The organism is Streptomyces sp. NPDC091416 (assembly GCF_044756845.1).
GTDB lineage: Bacteria > Actinomycetota > Actinomycetes > Streptomycetales > Streptomycetaceae > Streptomyces.
Genome location: NZ_JBIVTU010000017.1, coordinates 87,074 through 113,284 on the forward strand (window position 1 = coordinate 87,074; position 26,211 = coordinate 113,284).

The following is a 26,211-nucleotide window of genomic DNA, read 5'->3' on the forward strand; positions in this document are numbered from 1 at the left end:
GTCCCGGCGTCACGGAGAAGGAGTGGTGTCCCCATGCGTGTCCTCCTGGTCGGAGCGGGAGGTGTGGGCACGGCGATCACGAGGATCGCGGCCCGCCGGCCGTTCTTCGAGCACATGACGGTCGCCGACTACGACCTCGGACGGGCCGAGGGCGCCGTCGCGGCCCTGGGGGAGCGGCGGGACCGGTTCGACGCGGTGCGGCTGGACGCCTCGGACCGTTCGGCGGTGGCGGCGGCTCTGGCCGGGCACCGTTGCGACGTCCTGCTCAACGCCACCGATCCCCGCTTCGTGCTGCCGCTGTTCGAGGCGGCGCTCGCCCACGGCGCCCACTACCTCGACATGGCCATGTCCCTGTCCCGGCCGCATCCGGAGCGTCCGTACGAGGAGTGCGGGGTCAAGCTCGGGGACGAGCAGTTCGAACGGGCCGCGGAGTGGGAGGCCGCAGGGCGTCTCGCGCTCGTGGGCATGGGCGTGGAACCCGGCATGTCCGATGTGTTCGCCCGGTACGCCTCCGACGAGCTCTTCGACGAGATCGAGGAGATCGGGATCCGGGACGGGGCGAACCTGACCGTGGACGGCTACGACTTCGCCCCGTCGTTCAGCATCTGGACGACCATCGAGGAGTGCCTGAACCCGCCGGTCGTGTTCGAGCGGGAACGGGGCTGGTACACCACGGCCCCCTTCAGCGAACCGGAGGTCTTCGACTTCCCCGACGGCATCGGACCCGTGGAGTGCGTCAACGTGGAGCACGAAGAGGTGCTGCTCGTCCCGCGGTGGCTGAAGGCCCGGAAGGTCACGTTCAAGTACGGGCTCGGCGACGAGTTCATCGGGGTGCTCCGGACCCTCCACATGCTCGGACTCGACCGGACCGATCCCGTGTCCGTGAAGAGCGACCTGGGGCGGGCCGCGGTCTCGCCCCGTGACGTGGTCGCCGCCTGCCTGCCCGACCCCGCCGGACTCGGCGAGCGGATGCACGGCAAGACGTGCGCGGGAACCTGGGTGAAGGGCGTCAAGGACGGGCGGCCCCGCGAGGTGTACCTCTACCACGTCGTCGACAACCAGTGGTCGATGCGGGAGTACGGCTCCCAGGCCGTCGTCTGGCAGACCGCGATCAACCCCGTGGCCGCCCTCGAACTCCTCGCGAGCGGCGCATGGGGCGGCAGCGGGGTGCTGGGACCCGAGGCCCTGCCCCCGCGGCCGTTTCTCGATCTGCTGACCGAGTACGGCGCTCCGTGGGGCATGCGCGAGCAGTGATCCGTGGTGGGTACATCGCTGGACCGTGTGCGCGCGGCGGATGTGCGCAACCAAAACCGCCTCAATAGCATGAAAATGGCCCGTCCCACCTTCTCCCCGGGCCCGTGACGTAGCGAGGGCACATGGCAGAGGACCTTGCAGAACCGGAGCGGCAGGCGACACTGAAGCCCGACGCGATCGGCTTCGTCGACGCGCTCGTCATCGGGCTGAACGCCACCTCCCCGGCCTACTCGGTGGCGGCTGTCATCGGGCCGATCGTCGCGCTCGTCGGCATCTACGCACCCGGAGTGCTCTTCGCCTCCTTCGTGCCGATGCTCTTCATCGCCTCGGCCTTCTACTACCTGAACAAGGTCGATCAGGACTGCGGAACCACGTTCTCCTGGGTGACCCGTGCCATGGGGCCGTGGACCGGATGGCTGGGTGGATGGGCCATCACGATGACCGGAGTGCTCGTCGTGGGCTCCCTCGCGGACGTCGCCGTCAGTTTCGGCCTGATGGCCGTCGGACTCGACAGCTGGGCCGACAACACCTTCGTACGCCAACTGCTCACCGTGATCCTGATCCTGGTGATGACGGGGCTGTGCGTCATCGGTACCGAGCTGTCGGCCAAGGTGCAGAACGTGCTGATCCTGGCGCAGGTGGCCTTCCTCCTGGTCTTCGTGATCGTCGCGCTGTACCGCGTCTACGCGGGCACGACCTCCTTCGAATCCATCCGTCCCTCGGCCGAGTGGCTCAACCCCTTCGGAGCGGGCGGCGCGGCCCTGACCAGCGGCCTGCTGCTGGGCGTGTTCATCTACTGGGGCTGGGAATCCGCCGTCAACCTCACCGAGGAGGTCGAGAACTCCGCGACGGCCCCGGGGAAGGCGGGCGTGTGGTCGACCGTCATCCTGCTGGTGACCTATCTGTCCGTCGGCTTCGCGGTCGTCGCGTTCGCCGGTACGGCGTACCTGGCAGAGAACGCCGACGAGGAGGAGTTCATCTTCGCCCTGCTCGCCCGCGAGGTCATGGGCGGCTGGGACTGGATCGTGCTCCTCGCGGTCGCGACGTCCGCTCTCGCCTCGACCCAGACCACCATCATCCCCGCCTCCCGCACCGCACTGTCGATGGCCCGCCGGCATGCGCTGCCGGCGCACTTCGCCCGTATCAACCCGCGGTTCCGGACGCCTGACGTGAGCACCTGGTGGGTGGCCGCCATCGCCATCGCCTGGTACCTCGTCGTCAACCAGATCAGCGAGAACGCCCTGTTCGACTCGCTGACGGCGCTGTCCCTGCTGATCGCCTTCTACTACGCGCTGACCGGTGTCGCCTGCGCGGTGTACTACCGCCGCCACCTCACCGAGAGCGTACGGAGCTTCCTGCTCATCGGCCTCGGACCGCTGGTCGGGGCCGGCCTGCTGACCTGGCTGCTCGTGCGGTCCGTCATCGACATGTCGGACCCCGCGAACTCCTACAGCGGCACCTCGTGGTTCGGCCTCGGCCCGCCCCTCGTCATCGGCATCTGCATCAGCCTGATCGGTGTGGTGCTCATGGTGGTGTGGCGCCTGCGGTCCTCTCTCTTCTGGGCCGAGCGCCGCGGCGTGGTCGACCCCGACCTCGTGCACGGCAAGGAGTCCTGACATGTCCGTGGTCCTCGGCTACGACGAGTCACCCGGTGCCGCACGCGCCCTGGACATCGCGATCGAGGTGGCCGACGCCTACGGTGAACCGCTGGTCCTGGTCTACGGGGCAGCGCCGCCGGGCCCCGTCGGCGAGGAGTACCGGGCCCACTACGAGGCGGTCCGCCAAGCCGGCCGTTCCGGCCTCGAACGTGCGGTCGCGGCGGCCGGGCGAGCGGGCGTGCCGACCACCGTCGAGGTGATCGACCGGAGTCCGGCGCAGGCCCTGATCGAGGCCGCCGCACGTCACGGGGCCCGGGTCATCGTGGTCGGCAGCTGGGGCGAGAGCCCGATCCGCGGGGCACTGCTCGGCTCCACCCCGCACAAGCTCCTCCACCTGTCGACCGTGCCGGTGCTCTGCGTGCCGACCGATGCGTGAGCCGGCAGGACGGCACCGCAGCGGCCGCCCTGCCGCACCGCTCAGCCGAAGTCGCGCCCCATCTCGTCCAGGATCTCGTCGATCACGTCGATGGGCTCCCGGGCCAGGTCCTCCTCGATCCACATGCGCATCGCGATCCGCAGCGCGGCGAGGAAGGCCGTGGCGAGGACCAGGGGGCGGACCGGACGGGCCGAAGGAGCCGGGCGGGCGGCCACCGCATCGGCCAAGTCGCGTTCCATCGCCGCGTGGTTGGCCAGCTGGCGGGCCAGGAGAGAGGGGTGGCTCATGGCCAGCCGGGTGCGGACGGCCCATTCGCGCTCCGGAGGTGCGACGCGCTCGGCGAACTGCTTCACGGCCGCCCGCAGCGCCGGCCAGGCACCCTCGTCGGCGGGTCGCTCGCGTACGGCCCTGACGAGCTCTCCGATCTGCTGCTCGTCGCCGTGGAGCAGGGCGTCCTCCTTGCCGGCGAAGTAGTTGGAGAACGTTCTGCGGGAGATCCCGGCCGCATCCGCCACGGCCTCCACCGTGAGCTGGTCGAAGCCGTGCTCGACGGTCAGCCGCAACGCCGCTTCGTGCACGGCCTGCCGGGTGGCTTCCTTCTTGCGTTCCCGAAGTCCCACAGAGCGCTCCATGGCTGCCATTATCCGTGGCCGGACCGGGCGGGCGGGACCGGACCGGGGCCGGGCTGAGGTAGTGTTTCGCATCCCCGCACGGGGACGTACCGAAGGAGGTGGGACCCATTACCGCTGTATCAGGCTGGGTGCTCGCCTCACATGATCGCGTGGCCGACCGGACGTAACCGGTCGCGGAGCACCCATCGGCGTTTTCCCGAAAGGCTCTCCGCTCCATGCCGGTCCCGCTGTCACCGCTCGACCTCTCCTCCCTCGTCACCACCCTCCGCTCCGCCGGCTGCGTCTTCGCCGAGGACGAGGCCGGCCTGATCGCCGCCACGGCTGCCGGTCCCGCCGAGCTCACCGCCATGGTGGAACGGCGCGTCGCCGGACACCCCCTGGAACACGTCCTCGGCTGGGCCGAGTTCAGCGGTCTGCGCATCGCCGTGGACCCCGGCGTCTTCGTCCCCCGCCGCCGTACCGAGTTCCTGATCGGCCGGGCCGCGGAACTGGCCCCGAACCCGGCCGTCGTGGTCGACCTCTGCTGCGGTTCGGGCGCACTCGGCGCGGCCCTCGCCGCCGCGCTGCACGAGGTCGAGCTGCACGCCGCCGACGTCGAACCCGCCGCCGTCCGCTGCGCCCGGCGCAACATCGGCGAGCGGGGCCGGGTCTACGAGGGCGACCTCTTCGACCCGCTGCCCGGCTCCCTGCGCGGGCGCGTCGACGTGCTCCTCGCCAACGTGCCGTACGTACCGACCGGCGATGTCGCCCTGCTGCCCGCCGAGGCGCGCGTCCATGAACCCCTCGTCGCCCTCGACGGAGGCGGCGACGGCCTCGACGTGATGCGCCGGGTGGCCGCCGAGGCGCCGCAGTGGCTCGCCCCCGGCGGCAGCCTGCTCGTCGAGACCAGCGAACGCCAGGCGGCACGGGCCGAGGAGGCCATGGCCGGCAGCGGGCTCGTCCCGCGCGTGGTCACCTCAGACGAGTGGTACGCCACCGTCGTCATCGGCACCCGGCCGGCCGGCTGATCCCGAACCCCGAACGGGCCCGCGCACCGGGCCCGTTCGGAACGCCTTCCTCAGCCGAAGCTCCACCGGGTCTGCGTGAACGGGTCACCCTTGCCGAAGCCGAACACCGTCCGCGGGGACACCGCGAAGACCTCGGCCCGGTTGCCCTGCGCGCCGACGAACGCGCCGTCCGCCACGTCGAAGCGCCAGTCCGTGCCGTACTTCTCCTCCCACACCTGTGCCAGCCGGGCCAGCGTGCCGTCGTCGCCCACCCGCTCCGCGCGGCCCTCGACCACCACGTCGAACCCTTCCGACCAGGAATTGCTCCCGGTCGTGAGGACCACCTCGTCATTGCCCGCCAGATTGCGGGCCTTGCGTTCCTCGGCGCCCGTACAGAAGTACAGCGCGCCCTCCCACCAGACCCCGATCAGCGGAGTGACGTGCGGGCGGCCGTCCGGACGGACCGTGGTCAGCCAGTACAGCTCGGCCTCGGTCAGCAGCCGCCGGGCCCCGGCCCAGGGACCGGCCGCCGCCCCAGGGCTGCTGTAACGGGGGTCCAGCCGGGCGACTGGTTCGGATGCGGACATGGCGAATCCTCCTGGTCGGGTCCTGCACGTGATCCTGCCTACCGAGTACGGACTGCGCATCCGCTCCGTATTCATCGGTTTCATCGGTGCGGAACCCGGACCGATGAAACCGATGAGGCGCGGCGTCGCGGGGCCGCCCGCCCGTCTGCGGCGTCGTCGTCCATCGCCGGGGCTCCGCCGCTGCTCGTTCCTCCGCCTCGCAGCCGCACGCACCCGGCCCCGCTCCTTCACCCACCCCCCATGTGCCGACCGGTCTAAGCTCGTAGAACGTGGGTGGTGATCGGGCGGCGAGCAGGAGAGCGCGGAATGACGACGTTGCCGGGGCGCAGGAGCAGTACGTTCACCCGACTGCTGCGGCACGGTTTCACCGATCCGTCCGCCGCCGAGCGGCTGCTGGACCTGCCGGAACTCTCCTCCGTACGCTCCGACCCGGTTCTTCTCGAGGCCCTCGGGGCCACCGCCGACCCCGATCTGGCGCTGCGCGGAGTCGTCCGGCTCGTCGAGGCGGAGGAGGCCGACGAGCGGCAGATCCTGCTGGACACCCTCGTCACCGCCAAGCCGCTGCGGGACCGGCTCCTGGGGGTGCTCGGGGCGTCCGAGGCGCTCGGTGACCACCTGGCCCGGCACCCGCGCGACTGGCAGGCCCTCGTCACGTACGAGGCGGCCGATCTGCACCCCGGCGTCCCCGAGTTCGAACGCGAGCTGGCCGGGGCCGTCGATCCGGACTCGCTGCGCGTCGCGTACCGCAGGTGCCTGCTGTCGATAGCGGCACGCGACGTGTGCGGTACGACGGATGTCGCCGAGGCCGCCGCCGAGCTGGCCGACCTGGCCACCGCGACGCTCCGGGCCGCGCTCGCCATCGCGCGTACGGCCACGCCCGCCGACGCCGCGCAGTGCAGGATCGCCGTCATCGCGATGGGCAAGTGCGGCGGCCACGAGCTGAACTACGTCTCCGACGTCGACGTCATCTTCGTCGCGGAACCCGTCGACGGCGCCGAGGAGAGCGCGGCGATGCAGGCCGCCACCCGGCTGGCCGCGCACATGATGCGGATCTGCTCCGACCAGACCGTCGAAGGCACCATCTGGCCCGTCGACGCCAACCTCCGGCCCGAGGGCCGCAACGGCCCCCTGGTGCGTACGCTCAGCTCGCACCTCGCCTACTACCAGCGCTGGGCCAAGACCTGGGAGTTCCAGGCGCTCCTCAAGGCCCGACCGGTGGCCGGGGACCCCGAGCTGGGCGCCGAGTACGTCGAGGCCGTCTCGCCGCTCGTCTGGCAGGCCGCCGACCGCGAGAACTTCGTCACCGACGTACAGAAGATGCGCCGCCGGGTCATCGACACCATCCCCGCCGACCGGGTCGACCGCGAGATCAAGCTCGGTCCCGGCGGACTGCGCGACGTCGAGTTCGCCGTCCAGCTGCTCCAGCTCGTCCACGGCCGCAACGACCCCGCCCTGCGCAGCGGATCCACCCTGGAGGCCCTGGGCGCACTCGCCCGGGGCGGATACGTGGGGCGGGTGGACGCCGCCCAGCTGGACGACGCCTACCGGTTCCTGCGCACCATGGAGCACCGCATCCAGCTCTACCGGCTGCGACGCACCCATCTCGTCCCGGTCGACGAGCCGGACCTGCGACGGCTCGGGCGTTCCCTCGGCATGCGCACCGACCCCATCGCCGAGCTGAACCAGGCCTGGAGGCGGCACGCCTCCGTGGTGCGGCGGCTGCACGAGAAGCTGTTCTACCGGCCGCTGCTCGACGCCGTCGCCCAGCTCGCCCCCGGCGAGTCCCGGCTCAGCGCGAAGGCCGCCGCCCACCGTCTCGTCGCACTCGGCTACGAGGACCCCGCGGCCGCCCTGCGGCACCTGGAGGCGCTGTCCTCCGGGGTGTCGCGCAAGGCCGCCATCCAGCGCACGCTGCTGCCCGTGCTGCTCGGCTGGTTCGCCGATTCCGCCGACCCGGACGCCGGGCTCCTCGGCTTCCGCAAGGTGTCCGACGCGCTCGGCAAGACCCCGTGGTACCTGCGCCTCCTGCGGGACGAGGGCGCGGCAGCCGAGAACCTCGCCCGGGTCCTGTCCGCCGGCCGCCTCGCCCCCGACCTGCTGCTGCGCGCCCCCGAGGCCGTCGCGCTCCTCGGCGACCCGCAGGGGCTGAAGCCGCGCAGCCGGGAGCACCTGGAGCAGGAGGTGCTGGCCGCGGTGGGGCGCGCGGAGGACGCGGAGTCGGCGGTGGCGGTCGTGCGCGGGGTGCGGCGGCGTGAGCTGTTCCGCACGACGGCCGCGGACCTCATCGGCTCCTACGGCACCGAGGACAGCCCGGCCGAGCCCGACCCCGGGGCGCTCGTCGACCGGGTCGGCAGCGCCGTCACGGACCTGAACGCGGTCACGATCGCCGGCGCGCTGCGCGCCGCCGTCCGCGCGGAGTGGGGCGACACCCTGCCCACCCGGTTCGCGGTGATCGGCATGGGCCGCTTCGGCGGCCACGAGCTCTCGTACGGCTCCGACGCGGACGTCCTGTTCGTCCACGCGCCGCGCGAGGGCGTCGACGAGCAGGAGGCGAGCCGGGCCGCGAACCGGGTGGTCTCCGAGATGCGCCGGCTGCTCCAGCTGCCCACCGCCGACCCGCCGCTGCTCATCGACGCGGATCTGCGCCCCGAGGGCAAGAGTGGGCCGCTGGTGCGCACCCTGAAGTCGTACGGGGCGTACTACCGGCGCTGGTCGCTGGTCTGGGAGAGCCAGGCGCTGCTGCGTGCCGAGCCGATGGCGGGCGACGCGGACCTGGGCCGTGACTTCATCGAGCTCATCGACCCGCTGCGGTACCCGGCGGAAGGCCTCGGGGAGGACGCCGTGAGGGAGATCCGGCGGCTGAAGGCCCGGATGGAGTCCGAGCGGATGCCGCGCGGCGCGGACGCGACCCTCCACACGAAGCTGGGCCGGGGCGGGCTGAGCGACGTGGAGTGGACGGTCCAGCTGATGCAGATGCAGCACGGCTGGGCGGAGCCGGGGCTGCGGACCACCCGGACGAGGGAGGCGCTGGCCGCGGCGTGCGCGGCGGGGCTGATCCCCGGGGAGGACGCGCAGACGCTGGACGAGGCGTGGGTCCTGGCGACGCGGGTCCGCAACGCGGTGATGCTGGTGCGGGGGAGGCCCGCGGACACCTTCCCGTCCGGGCCGCGGGAGCTGACCGCGGTGGGGCGGTACCTGGGGTACGAGCCGGGACATGTCGGGGACATGCTGGACGACTACCGGCGCATTACGCGCAGGGCCCGGGCGGTGGTGGACGAGCGGTTCTACGGGGCGGCGTGAGGGGGCCCCTTCGGGGCCGGTTCACGGGGGCGCGGGTGGGCGTGCGCATGGGCGTGGGTGCGGGTGCGTACGGGCGTGGTGCGGGTGCGGGTGCGTCGAGGTTTCGGGGCTCTGCCCCGGGCCCCGCTCCTCAGTCGCCGGAGGGGCTTGGATGGTCCTCGGCCCTCAGTCGCCGGAGGGGCTTGGATGGTCCTCAGTCGGTGGAGGGGCTCGAGGTGGCCGGGTGCCTCTTGATGGGGCCCGTGCGGCGTCTCGTCACCGCGGCCAGGCGAGGCCGGCGCGTCGGCTTCGGGGGGATCAGCTTCGGCAGGTGGTGCGGCAGCGCCCCGTACCAGGCGTACGACACCGCGTAGCCGAAGGCCAGGCATGCCATGCCGCCCACCGCGTCCAGCCAGAAGTGGTTCGCGGTCGACACGATGACGATCAGGGTGACCGTCGGGTAGACCAGGCCCAGGATGCGCGCCCACGGGGCGGAGGCCAGGGCGAAGACGGTCAGGCCGCACCACAGCGACCAGCCGATGTGCATCGACGGCATCGCCGCGTACTGGTTCGACATCTGTTTGAAGTTGCCCGAAGCCATCGAACCCCAGGTCTGGTGGACCATGACCGTGTCGATGAAGTGGCCGCCGTTCATCAGCCGGGGCGGGGCCAACGGATACAGGTAGTAGCCGAGCAGCGCCACGGCCGTGGTGGCGAACAGCGCCAGGCGGGCCGGTGCGTAGCGGCCCGGGTGGCGGCGGAACAGCCAGACGAGCACACCGATGGTGACGACGAAGTGCAGGGTCGCGTAGTAGTAGTTCATCGACACGATCAGCCATGTCACCGAGTTGACCGCGTGGTTGACGGACTGCTCCACGGCGATGCCCAGGAACCGTTCGACCGACCAGAGCCAGTCGGCGTTGGCCAGGGCCGCAGCCTTCTGCTCCGGGACCGCGTTGCGCACCAGCGAGTACAGCCAGTAACTGACCGCGATCAGCAGGATTTCGAACCAGAGGCGTGGCCGCCGGGGCGACCGTGGTGAGCGGAGAGCTGCCAGGCCGTGACCGAGCAGTCTGCCGATCCGGCTTCCGTCGCGGTTCTGCTTCGTATTCGCCTCGGGGGCCGCCTCGTTCACGATGGGTGACGGGGTGGCCTCCGTGCGGCCTTCCTGTGGTTTCACGCTCAATTCACCCATAGGCACAGAGTCTGCCAGATTTGCCCCCTCACACCGATGATCCTCCGGCGGGGAGCGGGTTGCACGTCCTGCGGGTTACGAACGTACGTGGGACTCTGGAACAGCCGGGGCGTCCGAGGACGCGTCCGGGCCGGGGCCCGCGGCTGTCGAGCCGCGCACGACCAGTTCCGGCATGAAGACGAACTCGCTGTGCGGGGCGGGTGTGCCGCCGATCTCCTCCAGGAGCGTGCGGACCGCGGCCTGGCCCATCGCCGTCACCGGCTGCCGGATCGTGGTCAGCGGCGGATCGGTGAACGCTATGAGCGGGGAGTCGTCGTAGCCGACCACCGAGAGGTCGCGCGGGACCTCCCGGGAGAGCCGGCGGGCGGCGCGGATCGCGCCGAGCGCCATCATGTCGCTCGCGCACACGACCGCCGTGCAGCCGCGCTCCATCAGCGCTGAGGCGGCGGCCTGACCGCCCTCCAGCGTGTACAGGGAGTGCTGGATCAGCTCCTCGACCTGGTCCGCCGTCAGGTTCAACTGCTCCTGCATCGTGGCGTGGAAGCCCTCGATCTTGCGGAGCACGGGAACGAAGCGCTTCGGGCCGACGGCCAGGCCGATCCGGGTGTGGCCGAGTGACACCAGGTGCGTCACCGCGAGCCGCATCGCGGCCCGGTCGTCCGGCGAGATGAACGGCGCCTGCACCTTGGGGGAGAAGCCGTTGACCAGGACGAAGGGGACGCCCTGGGCGCGCAGTTGTTCGTAGCGCTGCATATCGGCCGAGGTGTCGGCGTGCAGCCCTGAGACGAAGATGATGCCGGAGACGCCCCGGTCGACCAGCATCTCCGTGAGCTCGTCCTCGGTGGAGCCGCCGGGCGTCTGGGTCGCCAGCACCGGGGTGTAGCCCTGACGCGTCAGCGCCTGGCCGATGACCTGCGCGAGCGCCGGGAAGATGGGGTTCTCCAGCTCCGGCGTGATCAGGCCGACCAGGCCCGCGCTGCGCCGGCGCAGCCGTACGGGGCGTTCGTAGCCGAGGACGTCGAGCGCCGCGAGGACGGATTCACGGGTGGTCGCGGCAACACCGGGCTTGCCGTTCAGTACGCGGCTGACCGTCGCTTCGCTGACCCCCGCCTGAGTTGCGATATCGGCAAGCCGTGCGGTCATGTGACTGGACTGTACCGGGCGTGGGTCGGATTGCCCACCATGCACAGGAATCGGACGCCGACGCCCCTGCGCGCTCTCGCGTACCGGTCCCGGAGGGCATGACCCTCCACGGCGGCAGCAACGTCTTGCAAGGTCTTGCGGGGTCGGTTTGCCTGCTGCGATCAGATCGTCGCACTGAGGAATCGTGCGCGGTCGCCCGCTACTGCCAGGGGCCGGGCACTTCCGTCAAGAGGCTTGACGGCAACCGTGAGGACACGCGAATGTAACGATCGCCGGAGCTTGCAGAAATCTTCCGCAAACTCTTTCGGCCGTCTTTCATCCTTGTTACGTTCACGTCGACCCGGCGCCGCGACGGAGCGGTACGGCAGTTGAAGGAGTTCAGATGCGACGTGGCATAACGGCCACCGCCCTGGTCGCGGCCCTGGCGCTCGCGGCGACCGCCTGCGGCAGCGATGACGACAGTTCCAACGGCACCTCCAAGAGCTCGGGCGAGCTCTCCGGCACCGTGACGTGGTGGGACACCTCCACCGCGGGCAGCGAGGACAAGGTCTTCAAGAAGATCGCCGAGGGCTTCGAGAAGGAGCACCCAAAGGTCGACGTCAAGTACGTCAACGTCCCCTTCGGCGATGCGCAGAACAAGTTCAAGAACGCGGCCCAGTCCGGCTCCGGCGCCCCCGACGTGATCCGCTCCGAGGTCGCCTGGACGCCCGAGTTCGCCGACCTCGGCTACCTCGCCCCGCTGGACGACACCGCCGCCCTGGTCAAGCAGGACGACTTCCTGAAGCAGGCCGCCGCGTCCACCAAGTACAACGGCAAGACGTACGCGGTGCCGCAGGTCATCGACTCCATGGGCATCTTCTACAACAAGAAGATCTTCAAGGAGGCCGGCGTCGAGGTCCCGAAGTCGATCGACGAGCTGAAGACCGTCTCGAAGAAGATCAAGGACAAGACCGGCAAGACCGGCCTCTACCTGCGTGGCGACGACGCGTACTGGTTCCTCTCCTTCCTGTACGGCGAGGGCGGCGACATGGTCAACGCCTCCGACAAGACCGTCACCATCGACGACGAGGCCGGCGTCAAGGCCATGAAGGTCGTCAAGGACCTCGTCGAGTCCGGCACCGCCAAGACGGACGCGACGGACGGCTGGGAGAACATGCAGGCGTCCTTCAAGGACGGTGATGTCGCCATGATGATCAACGGTCCGTGGGCCGTCGCCGACACCTACGCAGGTAAGGAGTTCAAGGACAAGGCCAACCTGGGTGTCGCCCCGGTCCCGGCCGGCTCCGCCGCCCAGGGCGCCCCGCAGGGCGGTCACAACCTGGCCGTCTACGCCGGTTCCAAGAACCTCGACGCCTCCTACGCCTTCGTCGACTACATGACCTCCGTCAAGACGCAGGCCCAGGTCACCAAGGAGCTCAACCTCCTGCCGACCCGCACCTCGGCCTACGCCGAGGAGTCCGTCGTCGACAACGAGATCGTCGGCTTCTTCAAGCCGGTCGTCGAGAGCGCCGTCGAGCGTCCCTGGATCCCCGAGACGGGCAGCCTCTTCGCCCCGCTCGTCACCGAGTACACCAAGGTCCTCACCGGCCAGACCTCCCCGGAGAAGGCCGTCAAGACGACCGGCGACTCCTACCGCAAGCTCCTCAAGGGCTGGAAGTAACCCAGGAAGGCAGGCCGGCTGATGGCTGTCCACACCAGCCAGTCGGTGGCGAAGGCCGCGGGCGACGACGTCGCCCGCGGCCGGAGCCGCGGTACTGGTAACCCCCCGCCGCCGAGCAGGCTCCGGCGGGCTCTGTCGACGCACTGGTACGCCTGGACGATGGTGGCCCCGGTCGTCGTCGTGATCGGCGTGATCATCGGGTACCCACTGGTCCGCGGCATCTACCTGTCGCTGACCGATGCCAACGAGCGCAACGTCGCGCGGTCCATCGGTGTCAACCACATGCCCGCCACGTACGAGTTCGTGGGCGCGGACAACTACACCGACGCGCTCACCGGCGAACAGTTCCTCGGCACGCTCGGGTGGACCCTGGTGTGGACGGTCTCCTGTGTGGCCATCACCTTCGCCCTTGGCCTGATGTTCGCCAACATCCTCAACCGCAGGATCGCCGGACGCTCGGTCTACCGGATGGCGCTCATCCTGCCCTGGGCCATCCCCGGCTTCGTCTCCGTCTTCGCCTGGCGCTTCCTCTACAACGAGGACCGCGGGCTGCTCAACAAGTTCCTCTCCGGTGGCGGCTTCGGTGGCATCGACTGGCTGGGCGATCCCACCTGGGCGAAGATCTCCGTCATCGTCGTCAACGTGTGGCTCGGGGTGCCGTTCATGATGGTCGCCCTCCTCGGCGGGCTCCAGTCCATCCCCAGTGAGCACTACGAGGCGGCGGAGATGGACGGCGCCACGGCCTGGCAGCGCTTCTGCCACATCACGCTGCCCGGACTGCGCCCCGTTTCCACGACGGTGATCCTGCTCTCCACCATCTGGACGTTCAACATGTTCCCGGTGATCTTCCTGCTGACCGGCGGCGGACCCGGTGACGCCACCCAGATCCTGGTGACCCAGGCGTACAAGTTCTCCTTCGAGATCAGCCCGCGCGACTTCGCGCAGTCCTCCACCTGGGGCGTGCTGATCCTCGTACTCCTGATGCTCTTCGCCGCCGTGTACCGGCGAGTCCTCCGCACCCAGGGAGACGACTGGTGACCACCACCGCACCCAACCCCGCCGCGCGGCACTCCGCGCCCAAGATCCGGCTGCGCGGCGAGCGTTCACCGCTGGCCTCCACCGCGCTGCACCTGACGCTGATCGTCGCGTCCGTGATCGCCGTCTTCCCGGTGCTCTGGGTCCTGCTCACCTCGCTGAAGCCCGCCGAGCTCGCCACCACGACGGACTTCTTCAGAGAGACGACGTTCGAGAACTACACGAACCTGCTCCAGAACACGAAGTTCCTGACCTGGTTCGGCAACTCGGTGGTCGTCGCGGGGCTCACCACGCTCATCGGCGTGTTCGTGTCCGCCTCCACCGGCTACGCCGTCAGCCGCTTCCGCTTTCCCGGCAAGCGCGGGCTGATGTGGACGCTGCTGGTGACCCAGATGTTCCCGGTCGCCGTCCTCATCGTGCCGATCTACAACATCATGGCGGGCATGGGGCTCCTCAATAAGCCCGCCGGTCTGGTCATCACCTACCTCACCATCTCGGTTCCGTTCTGCGCCTGGATGATGAAGGGCTTCTTCGACACCATCCCGCGCGAGATCGACGAGTCGGGGCAGGTCGACGGGCTCACCCCGTTCGGCACGTTCTGGCGGCTCATCCTGCCGCTGGCCAAGCCGGGCCTCGCCGTCACCGCGTTCTACTCCTTCATCACCGCATGGGGCGAGGTGGCGTACGCCTCCGCGTTCATGGTCGGCGAGGACAACCTCACGCTCGCGGGCGGACTCCAGCTGTTTGTCAACCGGTACGGGGCCCAGTGGGGTCCGATGACCGCCGCGTCCGTGCTCATCGCGATACCCGCGGCCCTGGTCTTCCTGTTCGCGCAGAAGCACCTCGTCACCGGCATGTCCGCCGGAGCCGTCAAGGGCTGAGGGCCACGGCAGCAGCACGACCCGCACGCACCAAGTCACGGTGGCGCCGGCATCCCGACCCGGTTCCGGCGCCACCCCCCACCCAGACACCCCAGGGACGACATGACCCAGCACCTCGCTGCCCCCTCCACCGGCACGTCCGACGACGCCCCGGTCCACCGCACCGGCTGGTGGCAGGACGCGGTGATCTACCAGGTCTATCCGCGCAGCTTCGCCGACGGCAACGGTGACGGCATGGGCGACCTCGCAGGCGTCACCGCCCGGCTCCCGTACCTCAAGGACCTCGGCGTCGACGCGGTGTGGCTCAGCCCCTTCTACGCCTCCCCGCAGGCCGACGCGGGCTACGACGTCGCCGACTACCGGGCCATCGACCCCATGTTCGGCACCCTGCTGGACGCCGACGCCCTGATCCGGGGCGCCCATGACCTGGGTCTGCGGATCATCGTCGACCTGGTGCCCAACCACTCCTCCGACCAGCACGAGTGGTTCAAGCGCGCGCTCGCCGAGGGCCCCGGCTCCGCGCTGCGCGAGCGCTACCACTTCCGCCCCGGAAAGGGCGCGGACGGCGAACTCCCGCCCAACGACTGGGAGTCCATCTTCGGCGGCCCGGCCTGGACCCGGACCACCGACGCGGACGGCACGCCCGGCGAGTGGTACCTCCACCTCTTCGCGCCCGAGCAGCCCGACTTCAACTGGGAACACCCCGCCGTCGCCGACGAGTTCCGCTCGATCCTGCGCTTCTGGCTCGACATGGGCGTCGACGGCTTCCGGGTCGACGTCGCGCACGGTCTCGTCAAGGCCGAGGGCCTGCCCGACCTGGGCGCGCACGACCAGCTGAAGCTGCTCGGAAACGATGTCATGCCGTTCTTCGACCAGGACGGTGTGCACGAGATCTACCGCAGCTGGCGCACCATCCTCGACGAGTACCCCGATGCAATGGGGCCCGAAGGGCCTTCGTCGGAGGGGCGGCGGCAGGCGACGGGCGGGCGGATCGCGGTGGCCGAAGCCTGGACCCCCACCGTCGAGCGCACCGCCAACTACGTGCGCCCCGACGAGATGCACCAGGCCTTCAACTTCCAGTACCTGTCGACCGCCTGGGACGCCGCCGAACTGCGCGCCGTCATCGACACCTCGCTGGACGCCATGCGTCCGGTCGGCGCCCCCACCACCTGGGTGCTCTCCAACCACGACGTCACCCGGCACGCCACCCGGTTCGCCAACCCGGCCGGCCTCGGCACCCAGATCCGCACCGCCGGCGACCGCGAGCTCGGCCTGCGCCGGGCCCGTGCGGCCAGCCTGCTGATGCTGGCGCTGCCCGGCTCCGCGTACGTCTACCAGGGCGAGGAGCTCGGCCTGCCCGACGTCACCGACCTGCCCGACGAGGCGCGCCAGGACCCGTCGTTCTTCCGGGCCGAGGGCCAGGACGGCTTCCGCGACGGCTGCCGCGTGCCGATCCCGTGGACCCGCGAGGGCAGCAGTTACGGCTTCGGCGACGGTGGCAGCTGGCTGCCGCAGCCCGCCGGCTGGGGCGAGCTGAGCATCGAGGCCCAGACCGGCGTGGCCGGCTCCACCCTGGAGCTGTACCGGGCCGCGATCGCCGCCCGCCGGGTGCACCCCGGGCTCGGTGCCGGTTCCGCGGTGGAGTGGCTGGACGGCCCCGAGGGCGTGCTGGTCCTCGCCCGCCCCGGCTTCGTCTGCACCGTCAACACCACGGGCGCCCCGGTCCGCATCCCCGTACGCGGCACCGTCCTGCTGTCGAGCAGCCCGGTCCAGGCCGACGGCGCCGAGATCGAGCTGCCCGCGGACACCACGGTGTGGTGGACGGTGTGACCGTCCCCCCGCCCAGGGCAGGCAGCGCGCTGAGGCTCTCGGACATCGCCGGCCAGGCATCCGTCAGCGAGGCGACGGTCAGCCGGGTGCTCAACGGCAAGCCGGGCGTCGCGGACACCACGCGTCAGCGGGTGCTCGCGGCGCTCGACATCCTGGGCTACGAGCGCCCCGTAAGGCTGCGGCAGCGCAGCGCCGGGCTGATCGGACTGGTGACGCCCGAGCTCACCAACCCGATCTTCCCGGCGTTCGCGCAGTCCGTGGAACAGGTCCTGGCGGGCCACGGCTACACCCCGGTGCTCTGCACCCAGCTGCCCGGCGGCGCCACCGAGGACGAGCTCGTCGAGCAGCTCGTCGAACGCGGCGTCGGCGGCATCGTGTTCCTCTCCGGACTGCACGCCGACACCTCGGCCGACCCGGCGCGCTATGCCGCGCTGACCGACCGTGGCGTGCCGTTCGTGCTGATCAACGGCTACAACGAGCGGATCAGCGCCCCGTTCGTCTCGCCCGATGACAACGCTGCCGTGCGGATGGCCGTGGGGCACCTCGCCGAACTCGGCCACCGCCGGGTCGGTCTGGCGATCGGACCGCAGCGCTACGTGCCCTCCCGCCGCAAGCGGGACGGCTTCGTGGACGCCGCGGTCTCGTTGCTGGGCCTGGACCGCGAGGACGCCGAAAACCTGGTCTGCTCGACGCTGTTCAGCGTCGAGGGCGGACAGGTGGCGGCCGGTGCGCTGCTGGACCAGGGATGTACGGGCATCGTCTGCGGCAGCGACCTGATGGCGCTGGGCGTGGTGCGCGCCGCCCGGGACCGCGGGCTCGACGTGCCGCGGGACGTGTCGGTGGTCGGCTTCGACGACTCGCAGCTCATCGCGTTCACCGACCCGCCGCTGACCACGGTGCGCCAGCCCGTGCAGGCGATGGCGGCGGCGGCGGTGGGCGCGCTGCTGGAGGAGATCGGCGGAAGTCCCGTACAGCGCACGGAGTACGTCTTCCAGCCGGAGCTGGTGGTACGGGGTTCGACGGCGGCGCTGCGCAGCGCCTGAGGGTGTGCGTGAACGGGGCCGGGTCCGGAGGGGGGACCCGGCCCCGTCGCGCGTCGGGGGAGTGGGCGACGGCGGCACTGCCACCGGCATCCGTATACCGGCGCCGACCGGTCTGCGCGCATGGGAATTGCGGGAAGAGGTGATCCGGCCGGACTCCAGAAGCTAGGGTCGAAGCTACCTTTCGGTGGGGGGTAACGATGTCCGAGGTGTCAGCCGAAGCGGATGCAGCCGAGCCGGTGGGTGAACTGCCCGCTCTGGCAGCGGAGTTCGTGGCCGCGCTCACGCGTGAGCAGGAGCTGGCAGAACTGCGTGAGGGCGTTATCGAGCGCCTGCACACCGAGCTGGAGCAGCTGCGTCGCGGGGAGGTCGAGCACGCCCTCGACGTCGTACGCCGCCCGCTGATCCGCCTGCACGACCAGATCCAGCGGCAGGCGGAACTGGTCGACGGCCCCCTGAGCGTCGAGGACTTGCGCACCCTGCTGCGCGCGCTCGCGGACGAGACCGCGGACGCTCTGGCGGCCACCGGCGTCGACCGGTACACGGCCCAGGTGGGCGAGGCCTACGACGCGGGGCGGCACCGCCCGGTCGGACGGATCCCCGCCGCGTCGCCGGAACAGGACCGCACGGTGGGCCGGGCCGTCTCGGCGGGCTTCGAGCAGGGCGACCGTGTGGTGCGCAAGTCCGAGGTGCTCGTGACTCATTGGGGGCCCTGACGGGCCGGCCTCCGACCGTTCCAGCCGTCCGCTCCAGGTGAGGATCCGCATATGGCCGTCTACGGAATCGATCTCGGCACGACCTACTCCTGCGTCGCCGGCGTCGACGATGTCGGCCGGCCCACGGTGCTGCGAAATCTGGAGGGTTCGGACACCACTCCCTCCGTGGTGTTCTTCGAGAACGAGGACCAGACCGTCGTCGGCCAGAGCGCCAAGGACGCCGCAGTACTCGACCCGGAGCACGTCGTCCGGCTGATCAAGCGGGACATGGGCGAGTCCGTGGTCCGCACCTTCCACGGCCGGCCCTTCACGCCCGAGGAGATCTCCGCGCGTATCGTGCGCAAACTCGCCGACGACGCCCGGGTCAGCGGAGGCGCCGAGGTCCGGGACGTGGTCATCACCGTGCCGGCCTATTTCGGGCTCGCGGAGCGGGATGCCACGCGCAAGGCGGGGGAGATCGCCGGCCTGCGGGTGCTGGACATCGTCGCCGAGCCCATCGCCGCCGCGCTCGACTACGGGGCGCTCGACGTCGCCGCGGGGGGCGACCGGACCGTCCTCGTCTACGACCTGGGCGGCGGCACCTTCGACACCACCGTGCTGACCCTGCGCGGCACGGACCTGAAGGTCCTGTGCACCGACGGCGCCAAGGAACTCGGCGGATCCGACTTCGACGACCGCGTCGTGCTGCACCTGGTGGAATCCTTCCGGGCCAAGTTCCCCGATGCCGATGACCCGTTGACGGACCAGTATTCCGAGACCCAGTTGCGCCGGGACGCCGAGGAGGCGAAGAAGGCCCTCTCCTTCCGCTCGCACTACACCGTCCGCGTCATGCACCAGGGCCTGGTGGCCGAGGTCGAGCTGACCCGCGAGCTGCTGGAGGAGCTCACCTCCGACCTGCTCGACCGGACGGTCGAGATCACCCGGCGCACGCTCGCCGTCGCCCGCGACCGCGGGGTCGCGCACTTCGACGAGGTGCTGCTGGTCGGCGGAGCGTCCAAGATGCCCGCCGTGACGAAGCGGCTGCACGATGCGTTCGGCTTTGATCCCCAGCTGCACAACCCTGATCTGACGGTGGCCCGGGGCGCCGCCCTGTACGCCCTCGACCGTGCCCTGTACGCCATCAGCTCCGGCGAGCTGCGTGCCGACGATGCCCCTGACGTTCCCGACACCGGCCGGATCACGCGACAGCCGTACCAGGTCTCGACCGTGGCCTCGCGTGGTTACGGCATCCGCGTGCTCGACGTCGAGACCGACCGCGCCTACGTCACCCACCTCGTCCACGCGAACGACAGCCTGCCGGCCGCGGTGAACGAGGACTTCTACACCGTCTCGGACAACCAGCGCCGGGTGCACATCCAGGTGATGGAACAGGCGGGCGCCGTCGAGTCCGAGCAGCTCGACCACAACACCGTGGTCGCCGAGGGAGATCTGGACATCCCGCCGGGCAAACCCGCCCGGTGGCCGTTCGCCTGCGAGTTCTCACTCAACAGCTCAGGTCTGCTCGAAGTGGTGGCCACGGAACGCGAGACGGGCAAACGCCTCCATCTGTCCGTACAGATCGGCGGCATGACCCAGAACGACGTGGACGAGGCCCGTACCGCTCTGGCCCAGGAACGGATCGCCTGACGGCTGTCGGGCGCGGCCGGATCATGGCATTCGACGAAACGAGCTATCGGCGCGAGGTACTCGACGCGGGCCTGCCGGTCCAGGATGACCTGCGACACCGCTACCAGCTCCCTAAGGACCTGTCCGCCCCGGCAGTCGTCGAGACGGTGCAGGCGGTACGGGCGTGCTGGCGGCGCCAGCGCACCCGGCTGACCTACCGGCCGGTGATCGAGGAGCTGGAGGCGGCCCATCTCGTCCACCAGGCACTGTTCGAAGCGGCACAGGCGGGTGATCTGGCTCCCCTGCACGCCGCCCTCGCCGAGCAGGGCGTGCGTGCGGCCGCCGCGAAGGGGCAGCTGGTCGCGACCCTCACCGAGGCCGCGGAGGGACTCGGGCTGATCACCGACGAGACACGGCGGCAGGCCGGCGCCGTCCACGGGGCGGACGCCTCACGGGTGGACGCCGCTCTCGCCACCCTGTCCATCGTCGTGGCCGCCCCCGACCCGCTGCCCCGCGATCTGCCGCATCCCGTCTACATCCGCTGCGCACGACACCTTGCCGTGCTGCGCCTGCGCCATCTCGCCGACTTCCTCGCCGCGAAGGGACCCGGTGCGCGCCTGACCGAACCGTTACGGCCCTTCACCGGGCCCGGGCCCAGGGAGGACGAGCTGCAGACAGCCGCCCTGAGCTGGGGGCGCCTGCCGCACGGAGCCGCCCACACGGCGGCTCAGTCCGTCGTCGCCGCCGCGCGCAAGGTTCTCGGCGACTCGGGTCCCGAGGGCCTGCGAGCAGTCCTGCTTCACGAGCTGGCCGAGCCGCTGCGGGCGCGGAGGGCCGCCCGTGCGGGGGCGCGCAGCCTGCTCGCGTACGCCACCGGCGAGCTCTCGGTGGCGCCGCAGGACGCCCGCAGGCTGGTCTTCGCCGTCCTGCACGAGCAAGCCGCCGATCCGGTCACCACCCGGCTGCGCTCACTCGTCGCCGACGGGCTGCTCTCCGAGGCCGCGGCGGTTCTCGACCGGATCCCACCGGAGGCTCTTCCGCAGGAGGCGGCGGCGCTGGCCGCGCAGGTGCGCGACACACTGGCCGAGGCGTGGCAGCTGAGCACCCATGCCTCCATTCGCTCGGTCGACGCGCCCGACCTCGCCTGGACGCTGCTGGACCAGGCGGAGTCCTTGGTCAGGGACCTGCACCGGATCGACGAGGTGCGGCGCTCGCTCACCGTGCGGCCGGTCCCGCGGGTGACGGCGACAGCGGACCCCGAGGGCGTGCTGGTCGCCTGGGAACCCACCCCGTCGACCGCCGGCCAGCCGCAGTACGTGGTGGTGCGCAAGGTGGGAGGCGCACCACGATCCGCGAGGGACGGGGTGCCGCTGGCGTCCCCCACCGACGGCGGGTGCCGCCTGGTGGACACCGACGCCCCGGCCAACGTGCCTGTCCACTACGGTGTCGCGGTCCGGCGCGCGGTCGAACCGGACGGTCCGCTGTCGGACCTCGCCGTCTGCGGCCCGCTGCGGTACCGGCCGGAGGTCCGGGCGGCCGTCGTGGAGGCGGAGGACGGTGTGGTGACGGCCCGATGGCAGCTGCCGGCCGAGGCCCGGTCCGTGCGTGTCGTCGACCGGTCCGGTCCCGGGCGGAACCGGACCGTGACCGCCCACCGGGGCGGCTTCACCGACCGGGAGCTGCCCAACGGCCTCGCCCACCGCTACCTGGTCCAGGTGCTCTACCTCGAGAACGACGGCACGGTGTCGGCGTCCGAGGGCATCTGGCTGACCGCAACTCCGCTCGGCCCGCCCGAGCCGGTCACCGACCTCGCAGTCGTCGCCGTGCCCGCGGAGCGGTCGCTGTTCGAGGCCCGCTTCGAGCCACCTCAGGGCGAGGTCCTGCTCTACGCCTTCGACGGCCCGCCACCATGGGCCGTGGGGCAGCGCCTGCGGCCCTCGGAGCTCGATGCCCAGGGCGTCAGGCTCAGGACCCGTCCATTCAGCGGCGGCCTGCGCTTCCGGGCCCTGGGGAACAGCAGCGTCGTCCTGGCGGCCACTGTCGCCGGCGACCGGGCCGTGGCCGGTGCGCGCGAGTTGGTGGTCGCGATCCCGGAACTGAGCGATATGACGGCGGCCCGGGGCCCGGGCGAGGCCGTGGTCCACTTCGGCTGGCCGCCGGACGGGCCGAGCGAGGTGGAGTTCGCCTGGACCGCCGACGACGGTGCCGCGCGTCGGCAGGTGGTCACCCGTCTCGGCTACCTGCACCGGGGCGGGGCACGGCTCCCGGTCCCCGACGGCGCGGCCGTCGAGATCGAAGTGCGCCCGGTCGGCAGGGTGCGAGGCCAGCGCGCGGTGGGCGCACCGTTGCGGCTCCACCTGCCCGCGCGCGTCGAGATCGCCTACACGCTCGCCCTACGAGGGCTGCCGGGACGGTCGTCGGTGCGGGCGGTCTTCACCTCGACCGCCCCGGTGGCGGTGCCAGGACTGCTGCTGGTCGGCTCGCAGGGCCCTTCCTGGCCGCTCGCCGCCGGCGACGGCGAGACGCTCGCCGAACTCGGTGCCGTGGAGCTGGGTCCGGGCAGGGCGGTCGTCCTCACGGCGAGGCTGCCGCGGGGGCACATTCCCTGGCTGCGCTGCTTCGCCGTCGTCGAGGAGTCCGGCGAGGAGGCGGTCCTCCTCGATCCGCCCACGAGTCGGCTACGGATCGCTGCCGGACGGGCGGAGCGCAATCGATGGCATTCCTGAACCGTGGCCCGGGCACCTGGGTGTGCCCGTCGTGCCTGAGGCGGATCACTCGCGCCGACATCGGTTTCCGATGCGTCCGCGGGCGCTGCGGTGGCGCAGTCAGCCCGTCCGCTGCCGGTCCACTCCTGTCGGCCGGGCTCTGCGGTACCTGTGGCCGGACGACCTCACGGCCTCACTGCGGGCGGTGCGACGAGCGGCTGCCCGAGGGCTGTCTTCGGGACCGCGGTCGCGTGGTGGTCCTCGCCGGCCCGGCGGGAAGCGGACGCAGTACCTTCACCGCCGTCGCGCTCCACGAGCTGCGGCACGGCCTCGGTGAGGACCTGGGCACGGCGCTGCTGCCCTGCGACGACCGTACGGTCACCGATGTACGCCGGTACGAGCAGCCGCTCTACGGGGACGCGCACCTGCTTCCCGCAGCCCTTGCCTCCGGGAGCCCGCGCCCGCTCGTCCACCGCCTGAGCCGTCGCACGGGCCGGCGCGAGCGGGCTCTGACGTTCCTGCTGCTGGACACGCCCGAAAGCTGGTTCGCGGGCGGAGAGCCGGCCGAGGGCGAGTTGCGGAGCCTGGCCGGGGCGGACGCGATCGTGCTGCTGCTCGACCCGCGGGATCTGACCGGCGCCGTGCCCCGGCCGGCCGGGAGGCCGGGGGCAGCGGGCTCCGCACTGGTGGTGGACCGGGTGCTCGACCGGTTGCGGACGGCGGGAGCCGGGTCCCCGGACCGTGGCCGGATCGGCATTCCGGTCGCCGTCGCGCTGGCGAAGCTCGACCTGGTGGCCCCGCAACTGCCGCCCAACTCACCGCTGCACCGGCGGCGTTCCCCCGGTCCGGGGTTCGATGCCGCCGACCGGTCGGCGGTGGACACGGAGCTGCGGGCGCTGCTGGCGCTGTGGCGGAGCGACGGCATCGACCAGCGGCTGCGTGAGGCCTGCGCGGACTACCAGCTCTTCGCCTTCTCGGCGTTGGGCCGCGCACCCCGCGGCGATGCGGCACCGCCCGGCGGACCGAGGCCGCACCGGGTCGAGGACCCGCTGATGTGGCTGCTGTACCGGTTCGGCCTGCTCGATCGGGCGGGAAGCGAACGGTGAGGAGACCCGAGCTGCCCGAGCGCGTGCGCGGGACGGCAGCGAGGCTGCGTGCCAAGGCCCGGACGGTGAATGGGTGGATCGAGACCGCTCTCGGGGTCCTGGTCATGCCTCTCGCCCTCTTCGCGGTCGGCATCATGCTGCTCCTGTTCCCAGCCCTGGGTTTCGCCTTCTACTACGTCTGCAGAGTGCTGCCGCGGCTGATCTGGCGTCATTTCCGCTCCGTGTGGAGGCTGTCCGAGGGTGGCTCGCCCGGAACGGCGGTCATGGACGGCGAGCCGGCCGGGGTCCCGTACCTGCACCGGGCCGGCCCGCGGGTGTTCCGGGCCCTGTGGCAGGACGCACGGGCGGAGTACGCCAGGGAAGCGGCGAGCGCGCTCAAGCGCGACTACCAGCTGTTCACCGCGAACGGCCGCCCTCGCAGACGCATCGAGGTCTTCGGAGACCAGTGCTTCGGCCTCCTCGGATGCGTTTATCGCGGTTTCTGGACCCTGGTGGTCGTCCTGGTGACGGCCGTTCTCTTCCTGTCGGCGCTGCTGCTCCACCTCCTGGTCTGGGCCGTGCTGACGGCCGGCTTCCGGGCCTTCTGCGCACTCTGTCTGGCGGCCGACCGGGCCGGCCGACGGCTGACCGGCACCGCCACCGTGTGCCCGCACCCCGAGTGCGGGCGGTTCGTGGCCCTGCCCGTGAGGCTCTGCCCCGGCTGCGGCGCGCGGCACCGGCGGCTCGGGCCCGACCGGAACGGCGCCCTGTACCGCACCTGCCGCTGCGGCATCCGCCTGCCCACGGCCATCGCGTCCGGCGTCAGGCGGCTGGAAGCCCGGTGCCCGCACTGCTCCCGTCCGATGCTGCGGGGCGACTGCCGAACCCATCTGGTCCTGATCGCGGGGGCCCCCGGTTCCGGGCGAAGCGTCCTGGTCCGCAGCGGTCTGGTGCAACTGGCCCGGCGGGTGAGGTCGCTGCGCGGAAGCGTCGGCGGCGGGGTGCAGGGTGCCGCAGCGACCGGCCTGTTCGGGCTGCGCGGCGGACGCCGTTCCCTCGTCCTGCTCGATCCGCCGGGGTCCGCCTTCGCCAAGCAGTCGCAGGTGGATGCCGTGGACGGCCTGCGTCACGCCCATGGCCTGGTACTGGTGATCGACGGACCGGCGCTCACCGCCGTGCGGCGTGCCTCGACCGGCGAGGACCGGGAGCGGATCTCCTCGGTGCCGAGGGCCGCCCAGGAACCGGGCGAAACCGCCGAACGCGTGCTGCGCAACGTCGCGTCCCTTCCCGCGGACCGCCGCCCGCGGCGCATCGCCGTCGTCCTGACGAAGACGGCCGCGCTCCGCCGTACCTCGGCAGGTGCCGGGCTCGCGGAGGGCGACGACGCCGTCCGCCAGTGGCTGGTGAACGCGGGGGCCGGGAACCTGGTCCGTCTGGTGGAGGAGCCCGCAGTCCCCGTACGGTTTCTGGCCGACGAGGCGGGAGCGGACGGGGAGGCGGATCTCGGCGGACTGCTGCTGTGGACGGCCGGTGTCCCGGCGGCTCCCCGGCGGCGCCGGGTCGTGCCACCGCTGCGCCTGCCGCGGCCGGTTCGCGGGCGCCGCCCCGCCGCGGCCCGGACCGGGCGCGCACGCTACACGCTGCTGCTCTCCCACTTCGCCGGCTTCGTGGCTCTCCCGTTGACGCTTGTCCTGCTGCAGGCCGCGGTTCTTCCGGCCACCTCGCTCTTCGGTCTGCCCGCGGCCTACGACCGGTGGGCCGAACCCTTGCCAGGATTCACTCGCGACCATGACCTGACGGAACTTCACCAAGGTGTCGCATGGCCCACGTTCACGTCCAGCTATGCGGCCGAGGGCACCTCGCCGGCCGGACCGCGGACGGGGGTCATCGGACTCTGGTCGACGGTCGGCAGCCTCCGGGCCTCGGACTGGCTGCAGGTCGACTTCGGCGTCCCGGTCCCGGTCTCGCGCGTCGAGCTGGTGCTCGGCGGGGTGGACCCCGGCCGAGTGGAGATCCAAACGCCGGACGCCGCCGGCAAGTGGGCGGCGCGGACCGTCGAGCACCATGTCACCGAACTCGTCCCGAGTCTGGCCCAGGACGAGATCACGGTCGGGCTGACCGCGTCGGCGATCAGGATCGTCGTTCCAGGGAGCGACGAGCCCATGGGGGTGAGCATCTCCACGCTGCGCGTCTGGTCGCCCTCCAGCCGGCTGCTCCGGCTGCGGCCCAGCGGGTCGGGCCTGCTGCTCACCAGCACGGTGAACCGGGCGGTGGCCGTCGATGTCCGCCCGCCGGTGCTGCCACCCGGCTGGCGGGCCGCGTCCGCCGGTGCTCCGCCGCGCCGGGTCCCCGCGCACGCCACCGTCTCCGCCGGCCTGCGCCTGAGCGCCGAAGCCGACGCGCGCCCCGGTCCGGTGCGGTACGCGGTGCGCATCACCGAGGACGGGCACACGGCCACGGCCGTCTGCGTGGCGTGGCTGACGCCGACGGCCTCGGGGCCACGGGCGGAGCCGATCGTCTGCGACGGCGGCTGACGGCCCGCGG

At 71.5% G+C, this 26,211-nt stretch carries 19 protein-coding genes; 15 read left to right on the forward strand and 4 right to left on the reverse strand.

Annotated features, from left to right (window positions below; genetic code table 11):
* The first annotated feature begins 33 nt into the window (after positions 1-33).
* The 3 genes from ACIQMX_RS36160 (at position 34) to ACIQMX_RS36170 (ending at position 3,288) form a co-directional block, all read left to right on the forward strand.
* Positions 34-1,254 (forward strand): saccharopine dehydrogenase C-terminal domain-containing protein, encoded by a 1,221-nt coding sequence (locus ACIQMX_RS36160; RefSeq protein WP_363072974.1) that lies wholly within the window; start codon positions 34-36, stop codon positions 1,252-1,254.
* A gap of 122 nt (positions 1,255-1,376) precedes the next feature.
* On the forward strand, positions 1,377-2,870 hold the full coding sequence (locus ACIQMX_RS36165) for an APC family permease (RefSeq protein ID WP_363072972.1): 1,494 nt from the start codon (positions 1,377-1,379) through the stop codon (positions 2,868-2,870).
* Position 2,871: 1 nt separating this feature from the next.
* Positions 2,872-3,288, forward strand: a complete 417-nt coding sequence (locus ACIQMX_RS36170; RefSeq protein ID WP_363072970.1) for a universal stress protein — start codon at positions 2,872-2,874, stop codon at positions 3,286-3,288.
* Between the two features lie 41 nt (positions 3,289-3,329).
* Here ACIQMX_RS36170 and ACIQMX_RS36175 read toward each other — a convergent pair whose 3' ends face one another.
* The gene (locus ACIQMX_RS36175; protein WP_363072968.1) at positions 3,330-3,920 is read right to left on the reverse strand and encodes a TetR family transcriptional regulator; all 591 of its coding nucleotides are present in this window, start codon (positions 3,918-3,920) and stop codon (positions 3,330-3,332) included.
* Positions 3,921-4,135: 215 nt separating this feature from the next.
* On the opposite strand from ACIQMX_RS36175, the gene ACIQMX_RS36180 reads away from it, so the two are divergent.
* Entirely contained in the window at positions 4,136-4,927 is a 792-nt protein-coding gene (locus ACIQMX_RS36180) for a putative protein N(5)-glutamine methyltransferase (RefSeq protein WP_363072966.1), read from the forward strand.
* A 50-nt stretch (positions 4,928-4,977) separates the two neighbouring features.
* Here the strand turns inward: ACIQMX_RS36180 and ACIQMX_RS36185 are convergent, their stop codons facing one another.
* The gene (locus ACIQMX_RS36185; protein WP_363072964.1) at positions 4,978-5,493 is read right to left on the reverse strand and encodes a pyridoxamine 5'-phosphate oxidase family protein; all 516 of its coding nucleotides are present in this window, start codon (positions 5,491-5,493) and stop codon (positions 4,978-4,980) included.
* Positions 5,494-5,799: 306 nt separating this feature from the next.
* On the opposite strand from ACIQMX_RS36185, the gene ACIQMX_RS36190 reads away from it, so the two are divergent.
* On the forward strand, positions 5,800-8,793 hold the full coding sequence (locus ACIQMX_RS36190; protein WP_402484457.1) for a bifunctional [glutamine synthetase] adenylyltransferase/[glutamine synthetase]-adenylyl-L-tyrosine phosphorylase: 2,994 nt from the start codon (positions 5,800-5,802) through the stop codon (positions 8,791-8,793).
* 193 nt (positions 8,794-8,986) lie between these two features.
* On the opposite strand, the gene ACIQMX_RS36195 is transcribed toward ACIQMX_RS36190, so the two are convergent.
* The gene (locus ACIQMX_RS36195) at positions 8,987-9,907 is read right to left on the reverse strand and encodes a phosphatase PAP2 family protein (protein WP_402484517.1); all 921 of its coding nucleotides are present in this window, start codon (positions 9,905-9,907) and stop codon (positions 8,987-8,989) included.
* Between the two features lie 135 nt (positions 9,908-10,042).
* Positions 10,043-11,110 (reverse strand): LacI family DNA-binding transcriptional regulator, encoded by a 1,068-nt coding sequence (locus ACIQMX_RS36200; protein WP_402484459.1) that lies wholly within the window; start codon positions 11,108-11,110, stop codon positions 10,043-10,045.
* Between the two features lie 382 nt (positions 11,111-11,492).
* Here ACIQMX_RS36200 and ACIQMX_RS36205 point away from each other — a divergent pair, with 382 nt between their 5' ends.
* The 10 genes from ACIQMX_RS36205 to ACIQMX_RS36250 all read left to right on the forward strand — a co-directional run bounded on the left by ACIQMX_RS36205 (position 11,493) and on the right by ACIQMX_RS36250 (position 26,201).
* The gene (locus ACIQMX_RS36205; RefSeq protein ID WP_363072958.1) at positions 11,493-12,770 is read left to right on the forward strand and encodes an extracellular solute-binding protein; all 1,278 of its coding nucleotides are present in this window, start codon (positions 11,493-11,495) and stop codon (positions 12,768-12,770) included.
* Positions 12,771-12,791: 21 nt separating this feature from the next.
* Positions 12,792-13,808 (forward strand): sugar ABC transporter permease, encoded by a 1,017-nt coding sequence (locus tag ACIQMX_RS36210; RefSeq protein ID WP_363072956.1) that lies wholly within the window; start codon positions 12,792-12,794, stop codon positions 13,806-13,808.
* Positions 13,805-14,686, forward strand: a complete 882-nt coding sequence (locus tag ACIQMX_RS36215) for a carbohydrate ABC transporter permease (protein WP_363072954.1) — start codon at positions 13,805-13,807, stop codon at positions 14,684-14,686. Before ACIQMX_RS36210 ends, ACIQMX_RS36215 begins: the two co-directional genes overlap by 4 nt.
* A 102-nt stretch (positions 14,687-14,788) precedes the next feature.
* Entirely contained in the window at positions 14,789-16,516 is a 1,728-nt protein-coding gene (locus ACIQMX_RS36220; protein WP_363072952.1) for a glycoside hydrolase family 13 protein, read from the forward strand.
* Positions 16,501-17,559, forward strand: a complete 1,059-nt coding sequence (locus ACIQMX_RS36225) for a LacI family DNA-binding transcriptional regulator (protein ID WP_326663026.1) — start codon at positions 16,501-16,503, stop codon at positions 17,557-17,559. The genes ACIQMX_RS36220 and ACIQMX_RS36225 overlap by 16 nt, the downstream gene beginning before the upstream one ends.
* 206 nt (positions 17,560-17,765) lie before the next feature.
* Positions 17,766-18,272 (forward strand): nucleotide exchange factor GrpE, encoded by a 507-nt coding sequence (gene grpE, locus ACIQMX_RS36230; protein ID WP_402484463.1) that lies wholly within the window; start codon positions 17,766-17,768, stop codon positions 18,270-18,272.
* Positions 18,273-18,323: 51 nt separating this feature from the next.
* Positions 18,324-19,898 carry an Hsp70 family protein gene (locus ACIQMX_RS36235; protein ID WP_363072946.1) on the forward strand — a complete coding sequence of 525 codons (1,575 nt, stop codon included), beginning with the start codon at positions 18,324-18,326 and terminating at the stop codon, positions 19,896-19,898.
* Between the two features lie 23 nt (positions 19,899-19,921).
* Positions 19,922-22,603 (forward strand): hypothetical protein, encoded by a 2,682-nt coding sequence (locus ACIQMX_RS36240; RefSeq protein ID WP_402484466.1) that lies wholly within the window; start codon positions 19,922-19,924, stop codon positions 22,601-22,603.
* A gap of 230 nt (positions 22,604-22,833) precedes the next feature.
* Positions 22,834-23,688, forward strand: a complete 855-nt coding sequence (locus tag ACIQMX_RS36245; protein ID WP_402484468.1) for a hypothetical protein — start codon at positions 22,834-22,836, stop codon at positions 23,686-23,688.
* Complete coding sequence (locus ACIQMX_RS36250; RefSeq protein WP_402484470.1) at positions 23,685-26,201, forward strand: hypothetical protein; 2,517 nt, start codon at positions 23,685-23,687, stop codon at positions 26,199-26,201. Before ACIQMX_RS36245 ends, ACIQMX_RS36250 begins: the two co-directional genes overlap by 4 nt.
* Positions 26,202-26,211: the final 10 nt, after the last annotated feature.

Bases quoted from the DNA above. Each gene is read 5' to 3' on its own strand.
- ACIQMX_RS36160 (WP_363072974.1), top strand. From the start codon at position 34: ATGCGTGTCCTCCTGGTCGGAGCGGGAGGTGTGGGCACGGCGATCACG.
- ACIQMX_RS36165 (WP_363072972.1), top strand. From the start codon at position 1,377: ATGGCAGAGGACCTTGCAGAACCGGAGCGGCAGGCGACACTGAAGCCC.
- ACIQMX_RS36170 (WP_363072970.1), top strand. From the start codon at position 2,872: ATGTCCGTGGTCCTCGGCTACGACGAGTCACCCGGTGCCGCACGCGCC.
- ACIQMX_RS36175 (WP_363072968.1), bottom strand. From the start codon at position 3,920: ATGGAGCGCTCTGTGGGACTTCGGGAACGCAAGAAGGAAGCCACCCGG.
- ACIQMX_RS36180 (WP_363072966.1), top strand. From the start codon at position 4,136: ATGCCGGTCCCGCTGTCACCGCTCGACCTCTCCTCCCTCGTCACCACC.
- ACIQMX_RS36185 (WP_363072964.1), bottom strand. From the start codon at position 5,493: ATGTCCGCATCCGAACCAGTCGCCCGGCTGGACCCCCGTTACAGCAGC.
- ACIQMX_RS36190 (WP_402484457.1), top strand. From the start codon at position 5,800: ATGACGACGTTGCCGGGGCGCAGGAGCAGTACGTTCACCCGACTGCTG.
- ACIQMX_RS36200 (WP_402484459.1), bottom strand. From the start codon at position 11,110: ATGACCGCACGGCTTGCCGATATCGCAACTCAGGCGGGGGTCAGCGAA.
- ACIQMX_RS36205 (WP_363072958.1), top strand. From the start codon at position 11,493: ATGCGACGTGGCATAACGGCCACCGCCCTGGTCGCGGCCCTGGCGCTC.
- ACIQMX_RS36210 (WP_363072956.1), top strand. From the start codon at position 12,792: ATGGCTGTCCACACCAGCCAGTCGGTGGCGAAGGCCGCGGGCGACGAC.
- ACIQMX_RS36220 (WP_363072952.1), top strand. From the start codon at position 14,789: ATGACCCAGCACCTCGCTGCCCCCTCCACCGGCACGTCCGACGACGCC.
- ACIQMX_RS36235 (WP_363072946.1), top strand. From the start codon at position 18,324: ATGGCCGTCTACGGAATCGATCTCGGCACGACCTACTCCTGCGTCGCC.
- ACIQMX_RS36240 (WP_402484466.1), top strand. From the start codon at position 19,922: ATGGCATTCGACGAAACGAGCTATCGGCGCGAGGTACTCGACGCGGGC.